Origin of the sequence: Qipengyuania pacifica (assembly GCF_019857205.1) — a bacterium.
GTDB lineage: Bacteria > Pseudomonadota > Alphaproteobacteria > Sphingomonadales > Sphingomonadaceae > Qipengyuania > Qipengyuania pacifica.
The window spans coordinates 71741-85806 of the sequence record NZ_JAHWXO010000009.1; the positions used below are offsets into that span (position 1 = coordinate 71741).

Genomic DNA, 14066 nt, shown 5'->3' on the forward strand with positions numbered 1-14066 from the left:
GCATGCGGGACTTCGCCCGCTCCGACAGTCAGGCAGTGCAGCGACAGCTCGACCGGCTGGCCGCGCTGTCCATTCCCGAAGGCAGGCTTGGCCTCGATACGATACGCGCGCTCCTGGACAGGCTCGGCAATCCGCACCACCGCCTGCCGCCCGTCTTCCATGTCGCCGGAACCAACGGCAAGGGGTCGACCTGCGCCTTCCTGCGCGCAATGCTCGAGGAACAGGGATACACGGTCCATGTTACTACGAGCCCGCATCTTGTGCGGTACAACGAACGCATCCGTCTCGCAGGAACGCTGATCGATGACGACCGGCTGGCCGAACTGCTCGCCGAAGTGCTCGATGCAGGCGAAGATCTCGGCCCCAGCTTTTTCGAAGTCACGATCGCCGCAGCATTCTCCGAATTCGCCCGCGTCCCCGCCGATGCCTGCGTCGTGGAAGTCGGCCTGGGCGGACGCTTCGATGCGACCAATGTTCTGGAACCCGAAAGCGTCGCTGCCTGCGGCATCGCATCGCTGGGCATCGATCACGAACGCTTCCTGCTCACCCCGGAAGAAGGCGCTCCGACGGAGCCTATCGCGCGCATTGCCTTCGAAAAAGCAGGCATCGCAAAACCGGGGGTTCCACTCGTCTGCCTGTCCTATCCAGCCGATGCACGCGCCCAGATCCAGACCGCTGCGGAGCGGGCAAAAGCGCAGCTGGCGCTGCTCGATTACGACTGGGACGTCGAAATCGGCCTTGGCCTCAGCTATCGCGACCGGCGCGGCAGCCTGAACCTGCCCCGCCCCGCTTTGCCCGGCGATCATCAGGCGCTGAATGCCTCATTGGCTGTGGCCATGCTTCGCCATCAGGACAAGCTCCGGATCACGCCCGGGGCCATCGCTCGCGGGATGGGCCAGGCGCGCTGGCCCGCGCGCCTTCAGCGCCTTCTGCCGGGTCCGCTGGCCGGGCAGCGCGAAGTCTGGCTGGATGGCGGGCACAATGCCGATGCAGGGCGGATGTTGGGCAGGCACTTTTCGGGCCGAAGCCTTCATCTCATCATCGGCATGTTGGAAAGCAAGGATCCCGCGGCCATCATCACGCCGCTGGCGGATAGCCTGGCCAGCATTTCCGCCGTCGCCGTGCCGGGGCATGACTGGCATCCGCCTGAAGCCTTTGGCGACCATGCAGCGGCGCAAAGCGATGTCGCGGCGGCTCTCGCCAGCCTGCCCGAAGACGGTCTGCCGGTGCTGATCGCCGGATCGCTCTATCTCGCCGGGGACGTTCTCCGGCAGAACGGCGAGCTACCCGACTAGAACGCCCGGCGCTCCCACCAAGCTCATTCGGCTGGCTGAGCGGCTCCGGCCTCTGGCGCGATAATGCCGGCATCATCCTTCGCACGGCTGACCCGCCACCATTCGATGCATACCAGCACCGCTGCCCCCAACCCGATCCAGGTTGTCAGTATGAATACGTCGTAATAACCCTGGTTTTCGATCATCTCGCCCAGCGCCCCGCGGCCCAGCGTCCCGACCAACAGTGTCAGCGACGACAGAAGCGCATACTGGACTGCGCTGAATTTCTTCGACACGATCGATGACAGCCAGGCGATATAGGCCGCCCCCGCTATGCCGATCGCCAGGTTTTCGAAAGCGATGGTAATAGTCAGTCTGGCCAGATCGGCATCGCCGATGCCCGGCACCTGTTCGATCAGATAGGTAAAGCCTATTGCATCGCTGAACGCCTGCATATTCGCACCGCCAATGGCCATGTCGGCATACAGCAAGTTCGTTAGCGCTGCGAGGATACCGCCGATCAGCAGAGTTGCCATCCGCCCGATGGTGGTCAGCATCAGCCCCCCCAGCGCCAGCCCCGCGATGATTGCACCCACACCGAAGAACTTGGACGCGAAGGCCACGTCGTCATTGGTATACTGCAGCTCGCCCAGATAGAACGGATACGCGAAAGTACCCCAGATCGCATCGCAGATCCGATAGGTCAGCACGACGGCCAGGATCAGCACCAGCGACCAGCCCAGGCGGCCAACGAATTCCACCAAGGGCAGCACCAGTGCACGGTAGAGATGGTCGAGCGCATACGCAGTTCCGCCCACGGCCGGTGCATCTTCGGCAAGCAGGTTTCGCCCCTGCTTCTGCTGGCTCGACAGCCAGCCTGCGATCAGTGCGGGCAGAATGATCGTCGCCACGATGATCCACGGCCCCCATGTGAGCGTAAAATCGGTCGGATTGGGTCGATCTTCCGGCGCATACGTCATCGACATGATCATGAACGCCAGCACGGCACCGATAGCCAGTGCCCATAGAAGCGCGACGGCCGCCAGTGCGCGGTTCCGTACGGAAGGCACCAGTTCACCTGCCTTGCGCAGTGCGCGAACCTGTTCGTCGCCCTCCGTCAGTTCGGCCGCGCCTTCCGCATTCGGAGCGAACAGGCCGACCGCGCCGACGAACAGCAAGATGCCGCCCATCATCATATAGGTTTCCGGCCAGCCGATCCGCGCGGCGATGATCAGGCCGAGCGCGCCGCCCACCAGCGAGGAGAGGCGATAACCCATCTGGTAGATGGTGGAGAGAATATCGATCGTCGCCACTTCGTCCGCGACATCGATGCGCCATGCATTGATTGCGATATCCTGTGTCGCACTGGCAAAGGCGCCGATCCCTGCCAGCAGCGAGAACATGCCGAGCTGCGTTCGCGGTTCAAGCACGCTCATCGTCACCAGGATCGCCCCCAGCAGAAGCTGCATCGGAATGATCCATTGCTTGCGCCTGCCCAGCTTTCGCAGCAGCGGAATATCGACTTTGTCGATCAGCGGCGACCACAGGAACTGGAATGCGTAAGCCAGCCCGATGAGCGAGAAGATGCCCATGGTCTCGAGGTCCACATCCGCCTCGGTCAGCCAGGCAAACAGCGTGCCCAGGAAAAGTGCGAACGGCAGTCCGCTGGCAAAGCCGAACAGCAGCATGAAGCCGGTCTTGCGGTTGCCGAGCGCCAGACCAAGCGCTCGCCAGGCTGAAATCTTTTTCTTATGTTCTGCGACCGCGGCCATTCCCTAGCGTCCTTCCTATCGGGCGTGTAATTTGCAACACTAACGGAGTGTGAGAGAGAGGAACAGGCGTCATGAGCGATGTCGACACCAAACATTCGGCGCGGCGACCAACCGACGGCATGCTGGCTTTGGCGAAGGACATCGCAGACGGGCGGATGCGCGATTCCTTGCAGGTTACCACCGTCCCCGCCAGCGTCTACACCGATCCCGAATACTGGGCACGCGAGAAGGCCGCGATCTACGATCGGCTGCCGCAGATCCTCGCCCCGTCGGCGCTGCTTCCGGACCCCGGCATGGCAGTCCCTCACGATGCAACCGGGCGCCCGCTCCTGATCACGCGCGATGGCGACGGCACGGCACGCGTATTCCTCAACGTCTGCCGACACCGTGGCACCCGGCTGGTGGAAGGCGGCGAGGTGCAGTGTACCAAGAAGCTTGTCTGCCCATACCACGCATGGACCTATTCGGTGGACGGGCGATTGCTCGCCCTGCCCCGGCCCGACACCTTCCCGGGCCTCGACAAGAGCAACCACGGCCTTGTCGAACTGCCCAGCAGGGAGACCGGTGGCCTGATCTGGTTCTGCCCGCAGGATGGCCCAGCCGATTTCTCGCTGGCGGAAGAGATCGGACAGGATTTCGACGCGCTCGGCATGGGCGATCAGGTCCTGTTTCGCCGCAAGACGCACGAGGTCGCCGGTAACTGGAAGCTCATCATGGACGCTTTCCTGGAAAGCTATCACGTCACCCGCCTGCATGCGAAGACCATCGGCCCCTTCTTCAAGGACGGCGCCACCAGCGGCGATATGATCGGCCCCCATTCGCGCAGCGCTGTGGGGCGGCTCGAGGAAATGGAAGGCATCGATCTGGAGGATATGGCGCAGCTGCGCCGTGTGGTGACCTTCGCCTACCAACTTCTGCCGGGTGCCCTCATCATCCCCAGCCCGGACTACATCAACGTGATGGTGATGATGCCGCAGGCGCACGACCGCACGCTGGTCGAAGATTTCATGCTCATTCCGGAACACCCTGCGACCGACAAGGCGCGCGACCATTGGGAACGCAGCTGGGCCCTGCTCGATGGCGGCGTGTTCGCCGGTGAAGATTTCCGCGCGGCCGAGCTCGGGCAGCAGGGGCTCGCCACGGGGGCGGTTCCGCACCTCACCCTCGGTACACTCGAAGGCGGCATCCGGCGCTATCACGAAACCGTCGAAGAGGCCCTGCGCGCCGCCAACTGACGCGCTCCCCGCGCTGGTCTCTGCTCAGCTTGCGCTTCCGCTTGGGCGGGGTTGTGTGTAATGGCGCGCCCATGGCCGACAATCGATTACCAGAAGAAGGCGACCGGATCGCCAAGTTACTCGCCCGTGCAGGCATAGCGAGCCGTCGAGAAATCGAACGCATGATCGCCGACGGTCGCGTGTCGATCGACGGCAAGGTTCTGACCACACCCGCCGTGAAGCTGAACAACCTCAACGGTGTGACCGTGGACGGAAAGGCCGTCGCCCAGGCCGAAGCGCCGCGCCTCTTCGCGTTTCACAAACCCTCGGGCCTCATCACGGCAGAACGCGACCCCAAGGGCCGCCCGACCATCTACACGGCGCTGCGCAATGCCCTGCCCAAGAATGCCGGCCGGGTCATGCCCGTGGGGCGCCTCGACTTCAACACCGAGGGCCTGCTGCTGCTGACCAATGACGGCGAGATGAAGCGCGCGATGGAACTGCCGTCCTCCGGCATTCCGCGCACCTATCGCGCGCGCGCCTTCGGCGACATCACACAGGCGCAGCTCGACGAATTGATCGAAGGTATCGAAATCGACGGCATTCGCTACGGCCGGATCGAAGCCGATCTGGAACGCGGATCGGGCAAGAACCGCTGGGTTCAGATGACACTGACCGAAGGCAAGAACCGCGAAGTTCGCCTCGTGCTCGAACATCTCGGCCTGCAGGTCAATCGCCTGCTGCGTGTCGGCTACGGTCCATTCGAACTGGGCGAACTTGCCCGCGGACAGGCGGTGGAGATCCGTCAGGCGGACGTCGAACGCTTCCGCAAGCAATTGACCCGGGCCCGCAAATGAGAATCATCGCAGGCGAATGGCGCGGCCGCAGGCTGACTGCTCCGCCCGGAGAGGTTACGCGCCCGACGGCGGATCGCACGCGCGAAACGCTCTTCAATATGCTCGCAAGCAGGCTCGGATCGTTCGAAGGAGTTAACGTTGTCGACCTGTTCGCTGGGTCGGGTGCGCTCGGGCTCGAAGCGCTATCGCGTGGCGCTGCGTCCTGTCTCTTCGTCGAGCAGGATGCCGATGCGGTAAAATCCATCCGGAAGAATATCGAGGCCCTCGACGCGAGGACACGCACAACCGTCCAGCAGGCCTCCGTGATGAGCCTCGGTCCGGCAAAGGCCGCGCACGACCTGATCCTGCTCGATCCGCCTTACGATACCGGAGCAGGCCATGTCGCCATCGACCGGCTTACGCGTCTGGGATGGATCGGCCCGGCGACTTGGGTCGCGCTGGAAACCGGGGCAAGGGAAGAGCGCGAACTGCGCGGCCTCGAAGTTGTGGCGGACAGAAAAATGGGCAAGGCGAAGGTATCTCTTCTCCGCCTTGCCCAATGATTTGATCCAGACGGATCACATCGGATCGGTGGCTGCATCCGTTTCGGGTTCGACCGGTGCGGTAGTGTCGCCCATCGGATCGGCCGGTGCCGTAGTATCAGTCATCGGCTCGGTAGGGGCCGCCGGTGCGGTTGTTGTGGGCGCAGTGGTTGCCGGTGCAGTCTGGGCTGCGGCCTGAGCTTCGATCTGAGTCCAGGCCTGCGCCTGCTGCTCGGCGCTTAAGGCAGTGATCGTCACCTTGTTTTCATCCGAAATCCGCCAGAACAGTTCCTGACGCTCCGGTGTAAGGCCCCAGTAATAAGCCTTTACGTCTTCCGGCCAGGCGTCGAACTGGGTCTGCTGCTCGGTCGGCCATCCGTCATAGGAAACCTGTTGTTCGGCCGTCATAGCCGTGGACGGGGTCGTCGCAGCATCGGGAGTGTCGGTTTCCGCTGCAGTCATGTCCTGTGCAACAGCCGGGATAGATACGGCAGCAAGTGCGCCGCCAGCTATGTAATAGAATGTCTTACGCATCATTGGTCCTTTCGTTTGGCCACTCGGCCTTCCTGAGGCACAATTCGCATGTGCTCGATTATGGGGGATCAACGGACGGTGCGGGGATTTGGCTGCGGCTCGAACGCAGCCGCGGACCGGTTTGTCGTAAAATGTGCTCAAAATGCGGCAAACTGCGCCTCGCCCCGTAAGATCATTTCGAGGAAAACCCGCTAACGCCATGAGGAGAATACGAAAAGGGGCGGGGACACCATGGTGTCTCCGCCCCCTCCAAGCGTCGCGCTGCCAGCTTCGGGCGCGCGAGCGGAAAGCCTGTTGTTATGAACCTGGCTTGGTCGCAGGCAGTGGCTCGTCGATTTCACTCGCGGGCTTGCCCGGCCAGTATTCGAGCGGACGGGTGCCGGTCTTGTTCTTTTCCCAGCTGTTGATGCAACCGTCCTGCTGATCGCCGCGGCAGACGGGCACGTCTTCACCCGATGCAGCCGCGTAACCCGACGGCGTTGCCTGCGTGACTTCCTTGCTCACGAACCGCGGCGTGGCCGAACTTGTGGACGCACCGGCAGGCGTCGCAGTACGCGCTGTTGCCGTGCTGGACGGAGCAGAAGTGGTCGCAGCCGGGGCAGCGCTCATCTGCGAAGAGATCTGCGTCCATGCCTGCGTGCGAGCTTCAGGCGTCATTTCATAAATGCGCACGCGCTGATCGTCCGTCAGCACCCACCAGCCTTCGACCTGCGCCGGGGTTAGCGTCCAGTAATATTCCTGCACCTCGTCAGGCCAGGCGTCATAGGTCGTCTGCCGGTCGGCAGGCCAGCCGTCATACATGGTCTGCTGCTCGTCTGTCAGCACATAGACCGTACCGTCGGCATCTACTGCCACGTCCTGCGCGATGGCAGGAACGGCCGTAAAGGCGATTGCTGCGGCGCCGGCGAAGATAAGATTACGCATAGGAGAAGTCTCCATTATCGTTGTCATTGCCCGTCTTACGCAGGAAACGGGTCGTCGGTTCCAGAGGGGGGCCATGCGCAGGGCTTGTGTTCTGCCTTGGCGTTCCCTAGCTGTTCCGGACTTCATGTCCGACCCATCACCCTCGTCCGGCGCGCTCGAAAAGGCGCAGATTCCCGCCTATGCGGCCCAGTTGAACGCACCCCAGCGCGATGCCGTATTGACCACGGAAGGACCGGTGTTGATGCTTGCTGGGGCGGGCACCGGCAAGACCGCGGCACTCACCGCACGTTTGGCACATCTCATCGCAACTCGGCGCGCATGGCCCAGCGAAATCTTGTGCGTCACCTTCACCAACAAGGCAGCGCGCGAAATGCGCGAGCGTGTGGGCCGTCATATCGGGGATGCGGTCGAAGGCATGCCGTGGTTGGGGACGTTCCACTCCATCGGCGCACGCATGCTGCGCCGTCATGCTGAACTGGTGGGACTGGAAAGCAATTATACGATCATCGATATCGACGATCAGCTTCGTCTGCTCAAGCAGTTGATCCAGGAAAACGATCTCGACGAAAAGCGCTGGCCCGCCCGCCAACTGGCCGGTTTGATCGACCGGTGGAAGAACCGTGGGCTCAATCCCGGCGATCTCGATGCGGTCGAAAATGAAGCTTATGCCAATGGCCGCGGAACGCAGTTCTACAAACTGTATCAGGACCGCCTCAAGACCCTTAACGCCTGCGACTTCGGCGATTTGCTACTGCATATCCTCAACATCTTTCGCGATCACCGCGATGTGCTGGAACAGTATCAGCAGCGTTTCAAATACATCCTCGTCGACGAGTATCAGGATACCAATCAGGTCCAGTACCTCTGGCTACGTCTGCTTGCCCAGGCGCGCAAGAACATCTGCGTGGTGGGCGATGATGATCAGTCCATATATTCATGGCGCGGCGCAGAAGTCGCCAATATCCTCAAGTTTGAAAAGGATTTTCCTGGCGCAGCTGTGATCAAGCTTGAACAGAACTACCGCTCCACGCCGCAGATCCTTGCCGCGGCATCGGGGCTTATCGATGCCAATAGCGAACGGCTCGGCAAGACGCTGTGGACCGAACTGCCCGCCGGCGAAAAGGTCCGGGTTATCGGCGTCTGGGATGCGCCCGAAGAAGCGCGCCGCGTGGGCGAAGAGATAGAGCGGCTGGAAGCCGAAGGCGCTCCGCTGGACGAAGTCGCCATTCTCGTTCGCGCACAATATCAGACGCGCGAATTCGAAGACCGCTTCATCCAGATCGGCCTCAACTATCGCATTGTGGGCGGCTTCCGCTTCTACGAACGTGCCGAGATCCGAGACGCGCTCGCCTATCTGCGCACCATTGCCCAGCCGGCTGACGATCTGGCATTCGAACGCATCTACAATCAGCCCAAGCGCGGCCTTGGCGCAAAGACGCTGGAAGCCATGCGCCGCCATGCGCGCCGCACGCAGACGCCGCTGGCCGCCGCCAGTCTCGATCTGTGCGATACGGACGAATTGCCGGCGCGCGCGCGCAACACTTTGATCGGCCTGCTCGGTCAGTTTGTCCACTGGCGGGAGCTATCGGAACAGATCACGCCGTCCGAACTGTTGCGCACGGTGATTGCCGAAAGCGGCTACGAGGACATGCTGCAGAAGGATCGCAGCGCCGAGAGCGCGGGTCGCCTCGAAAACCTGACCGAACTTGCCCGCGCCATGGAAGAATACGACACGCTCGGCGATTTCCTCGAACATGTCAGCCTGGTAATGGACAATGAACGGGCCAATGACGGTGAGAAAGTAACCATCATGACCATGCATGCGGCCAAGGGGCTGGAGTTCGATCATGTCTTCCTCCCCGGTTGGGAAGAAGGCGTCTTCCCCAGCCAACGCGCTATCGACGAAGGCGGATTGGCCAGCCTCGAGGAAGAGCGCCGCCTCGCCTATGTCGCGATCACGCGCGCCAAGCGCCGCTGCTCGATCTTTCACGCCGCAAACCGCCGCATCTATGGGCAGTGGACGAGTTCGATACCCAGCCGCTTTATCGAGGAACTGCCCGAAGAACACGTGAAGAGCGAAACCACCATGACCGGTGGTGCCTCGCTCTGGCGCGCGAACTGGAGCGAGACCGACGACCCCTTCGCCCACGTTTCCTCCAACCGCCCGGATCGCTCGGGCACGCGTGGACCCGGATGGCAGCGGGCCCTGTCGACGAAATATGATGCGACGCCCAAGCGTATAGCCGAACCGGGCCGCAGCGCCGCCAGCTTCGCCGCCAAGCCCCGCAGCGACATCGCCGATGGCGCCCGCGTCTTCCATGACAAGTTCGGCTACGGCACCGTAACCGGCCAGGAAGGCAACAAGCTGACGATCGATTTCGAAAAAGCCGGCGAAAAACGCGTGCTCGACAGCTTCGTCACCCTGGCCGACTAGACCGCCTCATCGCATCCCTGCGCAAGCGGCGCACTTTCACGCTTCCAGTATCGCCCCTCGAATGGACGACCTAGCTCACCGAGAAAGCCCCGCGTTCCTTCCGCGATGCCCGTCTCGCAATTCAGATGGGGTGCCGGGTCCCGATAGGTTCCGAAAAGCCGATCCCACAGCGTGACCGTATTGCCATAATTGGCCCCCATCAGCGCTTCGTCGCGAATATGGTGGAGCCGATGCGCGGCTGGTGAAATCATTACCTTGCCCAAGAGACCCAGAGTCCATGGGACATCGGCGTGAATAAAAAATGCCCACCAACTGCGAAGAACGCCGGCCGTTGCGATCGCCCATTCAGGGAAGCCGATCAAAAAAAGGATCCAGACGTCGATCAGTACACTAAACAGCTTGCTCAGTGGGTGTTTGCGCTGCACCGAAAGCCAATGCAGCGCCGTGTCTGCATGATGGGTTGCGTGGATCGGCCAGAGTATGGGATGGTGTTCCGCTCGATGCCGCCAGTAAACGACAAAATCGGACACAAGCACGGTAACTGCGACGACGATCACATCGTAACTATTGCTCCAGAATGCCATCAGCGCGGGCATCACAGCGATGTGATTGCGAATGAACCCTTCAGGCATGGCGAATAGCGGAGCGAGAAGGACGATATTAAACAGCATCAACGCAAGGTTTGTAGTGAACTCAACATGCACGCGCATCAGCGCTTTTCCAATCGCACGGCGCTTGATCACCAGAGCCAGCGCACCAAACAATGAACCGGCCATCGCCAAGATAGTCAGCGCCATCAGCGCGTGGTGGGCTATCGTTTCCATAAACCGCCGATATGCCGCGGCTGTAGTTAGGAACCCGTTAAATCAGGTGGCGGAGATGTCGAGAAAGCCCGGGCGCGGCCCGTTCCATTCGCCCGCTGCAACCGGCGCTTCGTCTTCGTTACGGCTTCTGCGCGGTTCGCGCTTGGCCTTCGGCGCTCGCTCCGGCTTGGTCCGCGGCGCGACATCGTCGTCCTCGCGCTTCTTCCGGCTGCGCTGGGGATGCTCTTCCGGTTGCGCCGTCTCTTCGGGCTTCGGCGTGTTCTCGACCAGATCGACGCGCACGTCCTTCTTCCCGAACACAGGTACTTTCGCACCGGTCAGCTTCTCGACGTTGGCGATCGCCTCGGCGTCTTCCTCTGCCACGAAGGTGAACGCGCGGCCCTTGGCGCCCGCCCTGCCCGTACGACCAATGCGGTGAACGTAATCGTCCGGGTGCCAGGGAGTGTCGAAATTGAACACGTGGCTCACGCCTTTTACGTCGAGGCCGCGCGCTGCAACGTCCGATGCGACGAGAATGTTGATCTCGCCCTTCTTGAACCGGTCGAGTTCCTTCAGGCGATTCGACTGATCCATGTCCCCGTGGATTTCGCCGCTGCGGAATCCGTGGCGCTGCAGGCTCTTGTTGAGCTCGCGCACCGTCGTCTTGCGGTTGGCAAAGACGATCGCGGTTTCGACCTGGTCGTGATTGAGCAGCCAGCGCAGCGTCTCGCGCTTCTGGCGGCTCTTCACCGGAATCTTGAAAGCGGTAATGTCCTTATTCGTGGTCGCGGCGCGGCTGACCTCGATCCGCTTGGGATTATTGAGGAATTTCTTTGTCAGCTTCTCGATCGGGGGCGGCATCGTCGCCGAGAAAAGCATCGTCTGCCGCGTTTCGGGCAGCTTCGAACAAATGAACTCGATGTCGGGGATGAAACCCATGTCGAGCATGCGGTCCGCTTCGTCGATAACCAGCAGTTCGCAGCCATTCAGCAGGATCTTGCCCCGCTCGAACAGATCCATCAGGCGACCCGGCGTCGCAATCAGCACATCGACGCCTTCGTTCAGCGCCTTGACCTGATCGCCCATCTGCACGCCGCCGATCAGCAAGGCGAGCTTGAGATCGTGGTTCTTACCGTATTTCTCGAAGTTTTCGGCGACCTGGGCTGCCAGCTCGCGGGTCGGCGCCAGGATCAGCGAACGCGGCATCAGCGCCCGGCGGCGGCCACTGGCCATGATGTCGATCATGGGCAGCACGAAACTCGCCGTCTTGCCCGTACCCGTCTGGGCGATACCGATGATGTCCTTCATCATCAGCACCGGCGGGATGGCCTCGCGCTGGATGTCGGTCGGCTCGGTATAGCCGGCTTCGCTTACTGCCCTGAGCAAGTCTTCGGAAAGGCCGAGATCGGCAAAAGTCATGTGGTTCGAAATTGTCCCTGGAACATGGGCCGACGCGAAATTGCGCATGCGCAGCATCGGCTGGCGCCGCCCTTCGCCGGAAATGCGGTAAAAGTCAAGAAAACGGCGTTAGTCGCCGTTCAGCGATCCCCGCCCACCGCTACAAGGCGGCTGAAATGGGAAATCCTGCATTTCGCTCCGGCCCTCGACATCAGCCGGTCGCGATCCACGCAAAGTTTCCCGTCCTCGCTACGCTCGACATAAAACCCGAGGTAGAAGTCGCGGGGGCTGCAGGACTTTTCCAACTCGGCCGAAATGATGTGCCGGCCCCGCATGTACATCATCAACCTGCTACCGCGATCGGAAACACCCACGATGTCCCCGGCATCGACACATTTTCCGTGCGGACGCTCGACCAACCGTGGGGGAACCGCCTGCTGCGGCAACTCGCTCAACATGCTTCGGCTGATGCTGCTCGGCCGCGGGCTGACGCGCATGATAACCCGCCGCTCGATCCTGACCTGATTGACGATCGGTATTATCGTCGTGTCGACGAATCCGCGCCATGCCGGCCTACGCGCAGACAGCGACTTCAGATCGACCGACCCAGCCTCGCTATCCTGGGTATGACGTGCGGCCATGTCAGATCCCGTCCCCTGCGGAGTGCCCAATGCAATCAGCATGGCAGCCAGGGGGGAAAGCAAGGACATGGGGTTGGTACGAAAGCTCCTCTGCCCGCAGGTTTTGGTGACGTGCGGAAATCCAGAGAATGCCGATGCGCCCCCACGCTTGAATGCGGGCTTAATTGTTCGGCATAGATTGGCAAGTGCTGGTAATCACTTGTCAGGATGTGGCAAAGACGCTGCATTATGAGAGACAGAGACACGTTCCGAAGCGCTGCGACAAAATTGCTGGGGCCGCGAGGGTTCACATACGACAAGGATCTTGTGGAACCGTGGCTGACCGACTGGCGTGGCCGTTACACCGGCAAGGCTGTCGGGCTGGCATCTCCCGCGTCGACCGATGAAGTGTCGCGCTTCGTGAAGCTGTGCAGCGCGCATGGCGTACCGATCGTACCACAGGGCGGTAACAGCGGAATGTCGGGCGGTGCCACGCCAGACGACGGGGGCGACAGCGTGATTCTTTCACTTCGCCGGATGAACACAATCCGCGAGCTGGACGCCGCTGCCCAGCAGGTTACCTGCGACGCTGGTGTGGTCTTGCAAACGCTGCACGAGGCCGCAGAAGCGGAAGGCCTTCGGTTTCCCTTGACCCTCGGCGGGAAGGGGTCGGCCACGATTGGCGGCCTTGTTTCAACGAATGCCGGGGGCACGCAGGTCCTGCGCCACGGTACCATGCGTGCGCAGGTTCTCGGCTTGGAGGGTGTGCTGGCGGATGGTTCCGTTTTCTCGAACCTCGTCCCGCTCAAGAAAGACAATCGCGGTTTCGATCTCAAACAATTGCTGATCGGTTCTGAAGGGACTCTTGGAATTGTTACGGCCGCCACATTGCGTCTCGTGCCGCAAACGGCGCAGCGGCGTGTGGCTTGGATCGGCTTGTCGAGCATTTCGAGGGCGCGCGAATTGCTGCTTCACTGCGAGAAACGTGTAGGCGATGCGCTAGAAGGCTTCGAAGTGCTGCCTCACCATTGCCTCCAGTCGGTGCTCGCACATCTGCCCGATTCGCGAAGTCCATTGTCCAGTGACCACGCATGGTACGCATTGGTCGAACTGGTCGCCGAAGCTGCTGACGCAGACGCGATCGACGGGCTCGCCGAAGACGTGCTGCACAGCGCTATGGAACGTGACCTCATCGAAGACGCCGTCATTTCTGCGAGCGAGGCGCAGGCGGAAGCTTTTTGGTTGTTGCGCGAGAGCATCTCTCCTGCAGAAAGAGCCATCGGCCCAGCGATGCAGCATGACATTTCCGTCCCGGTGGCGCGCATGGCCGAGTTCGTCGAAACCGCCTCTCCCGAAATCGAAAAACGATTTCCCGGCACGACAGCAATTGGATTCGGGCACCTTGGCGACGGCAATATCCATTATCACGTACTTGCCCCCCCAAGTGCCGTCCAAGGCGAGTGGGAAATGACTGACGGCAAAATCATCAGCGCCTTTGTGCATGATCTTGTCACCGAGTTTGGGGGATCGATCAGCGCGGAACACGGGATCGGTCAGATGAAGCGTGACGAATTAAGCAGGCTTGGCGATCCCGTGGCGCTGGGACTAATGCGGACTATAAAACAGGCGCTCGACCCACAGGGAATACTCAATCCTGGCAAACTCGTGCCGCTTGCACCCGACGCGCCAACACCGTAAAGCGCCCGCTTCGAACG

General features: G+C 61.6%; 12 protein-coding genes. 6 read left to right on the plus strand and 6 right to left on the minus strand.

The genetic code is table 11. From position 1 onward, the window contains the following. Positions 1 to 2: 2 nt before the first annotated feature. Positions 3 to 1295 carry a bifunctional folylpolyglutamate synthase/dihydrofolate synthase gene (locus KYK83_RS13840; protein WP_222828674.1) on the plus strand — a complete coding sequence of 431 codons (1293 nt, stop codon included), beginning with the start codon at positions 3 to 5 and terminating at the stop codon, positions 1293 to 1295. A gap of 23 nt (positions 1296 to 1318) precedes the next feature. On the opposite strand, the gene KYK83_RS13845 is transcribed toward KYK83_RS13840, so the two are convergent. Next, complete coding sequence (locus KYK83_RS13845; protein WP_222828676.1) at positions 1319 to 3046, minus strand: AmpG family muropeptide MFS transporter; 1728 nt, start codon at positions 3044 to 3046, stop codon at positions 1319 to 1321. A gap of 71 nt (positions 3047 to 3117) precedes the next feature. On the opposite strand from KYK83_RS13845, the gene KYK83_RS13850 reads away from it, so the two are divergent. The 3 genes from KYK83_RS13850 to rsmD all read left to right on the plus strand — a co-directional run bounded on the left by KYK83_RS13850 (position 3118) and on the right by rsmD (position 5659). After that, positions 3118 to 4281, plus strand: a complete 1164-nt coding sequence (locus KYK83_RS13850) for an aromatic ring-hydroxylating oxygenase subunit alpha (protein ID WP_222828678.1) — start codon at positions 3118 to 3120, stop codon at positions 4279 to 4281. Positions 4282 to 4352: 71 nt separating this feature from the next. After that, positions 4353 to 5117, plus strand: a complete 765-nt coding sequence (locus KYK83_RS13855; RefSeq protein WP_103023604.1) for a pseudouridine synthase — start codon at positions 4353 to 4355, stop codon at positions 5115 to 5117. Beyond that, the gene (gene rsmD, locus KYK83_RS13860) at positions 5114 to 5659 is read left to right on the plus strand and encodes a 16S rRNA (guanine(966)-N(2))-methyltransferase RsmD (RefSeq protein ID WP_222828679.1); all 546 of its coding nucleotides are present in this window, start codon (positions 5114 to 5116) and stop codon (positions 5657 to 5659) included. Before KYK83_RS13855 ends, rsmD begins: the two co-directional genes overlap by 4 nt. A gap of 15 nt (positions 5660 to 5674) precedes the next feature. On the opposite strand, the gene KYK83_RS13865 is transcribed toward rsmD, so the two are convergent. Both KYK83_RS13865 and KYK83_RS17290 read right to left on the minus strand, forming a co-directional pair. Then, positions 5675 to 6175 carry a hypothetical protein gene (locus KYK83_RS13865; protein ID WP_222828681.1) on the minus strand — a complete coding sequence of 167 codons (501 nt, stop codon included), beginning with the start codon at positions 6173 to 6175 and terminating at the stop codon, positions 5675 to 5677. A gap of 294 nt (positions 6176 to 6469) precedes the next feature. Further along, a complete protein-coding gene (locus KYK83_RS17290; protein ID WP_234003138.1) occupies positions 6470 to 7096 on the minus strand; it encodes a hypothetical protein in 627 nt (208 codons plus the stop codon). A 124-nt stretch (positions 7097 to 7220) separates the two neighbouring features. Between KYK83_RS17290 and KYK83_RS13875 the strand changes: the two genes are divergently transcribed. Further along, positions 7221 to 9530: an ATP-dependent helicase gene (locus tag KYK83_RS13875; protein ID WP_222828682.1), complete on the plus strand. Its 2310-nt coding sequence runs from the start codon at positions 7221 to 7223 to the stop codon at positions 9528 to 9530. Here KYK83_RS13875 and KYK83_RS13880 read toward each other — a convergent pair. From KYK83_RS13880 to KYK83_RS13890, 3 genes are all read right to left on the minus strand, one after another. Further along, complete coding sequence (locus tag KYK83_RS13880; protein ID WP_222828684.1) at positions 9527 to 10354, minus strand: sterol desaturase family protein; 828 nt, start codon at positions 10352 to 10354, stop codon at positions 9527 to 9529. The two genes, KYK83_RS13875 and KYK83_RS13880, sit on opposite strands and share 4 nt — an antisense overlap. Before the next feature lie 42 nt (positions 10355 to 10396). Continuing rightward, a complete protein-coding gene (locus tag KYK83_RS13885; protein ID WP_222828686.1) occupies positions 10397 to 11752 on the minus strand; it encodes a DEAD/DEAH box helicase in 1356 nt (451 codons plus the stop codon). Positions 11753 to 11871: 119 nt separating this feature from the next. Continuing rightward, the gene (locus KYK83_RS13890) at positions 11872 to 12372 is read right to left on the minus strand and encodes a hypothetical protein (protein WP_222828688.1); all 501 of its coding nucleotides are present in this window, start codon (positions 12370 to 12372) and stop codon (positions 11872 to 11874) included. Positions 12373 to 12600: 228 nt separating this feature from the next. Between KYK83_RS13890 and KYK83_RS13895 the strand changes: the two genes are divergently transcribed. Then, a complete protein-coding gene (locus tag KYK83_RS13895) occupies positions 12601 to 14049 on the plus strand; it encodes an FAD-binding oxidoreductase (protein WP_222828690.1) in 1449 nt (482 codons plus the stop codon). Positions 14050 to 14066: the final 17 nt, after the last annotated feature.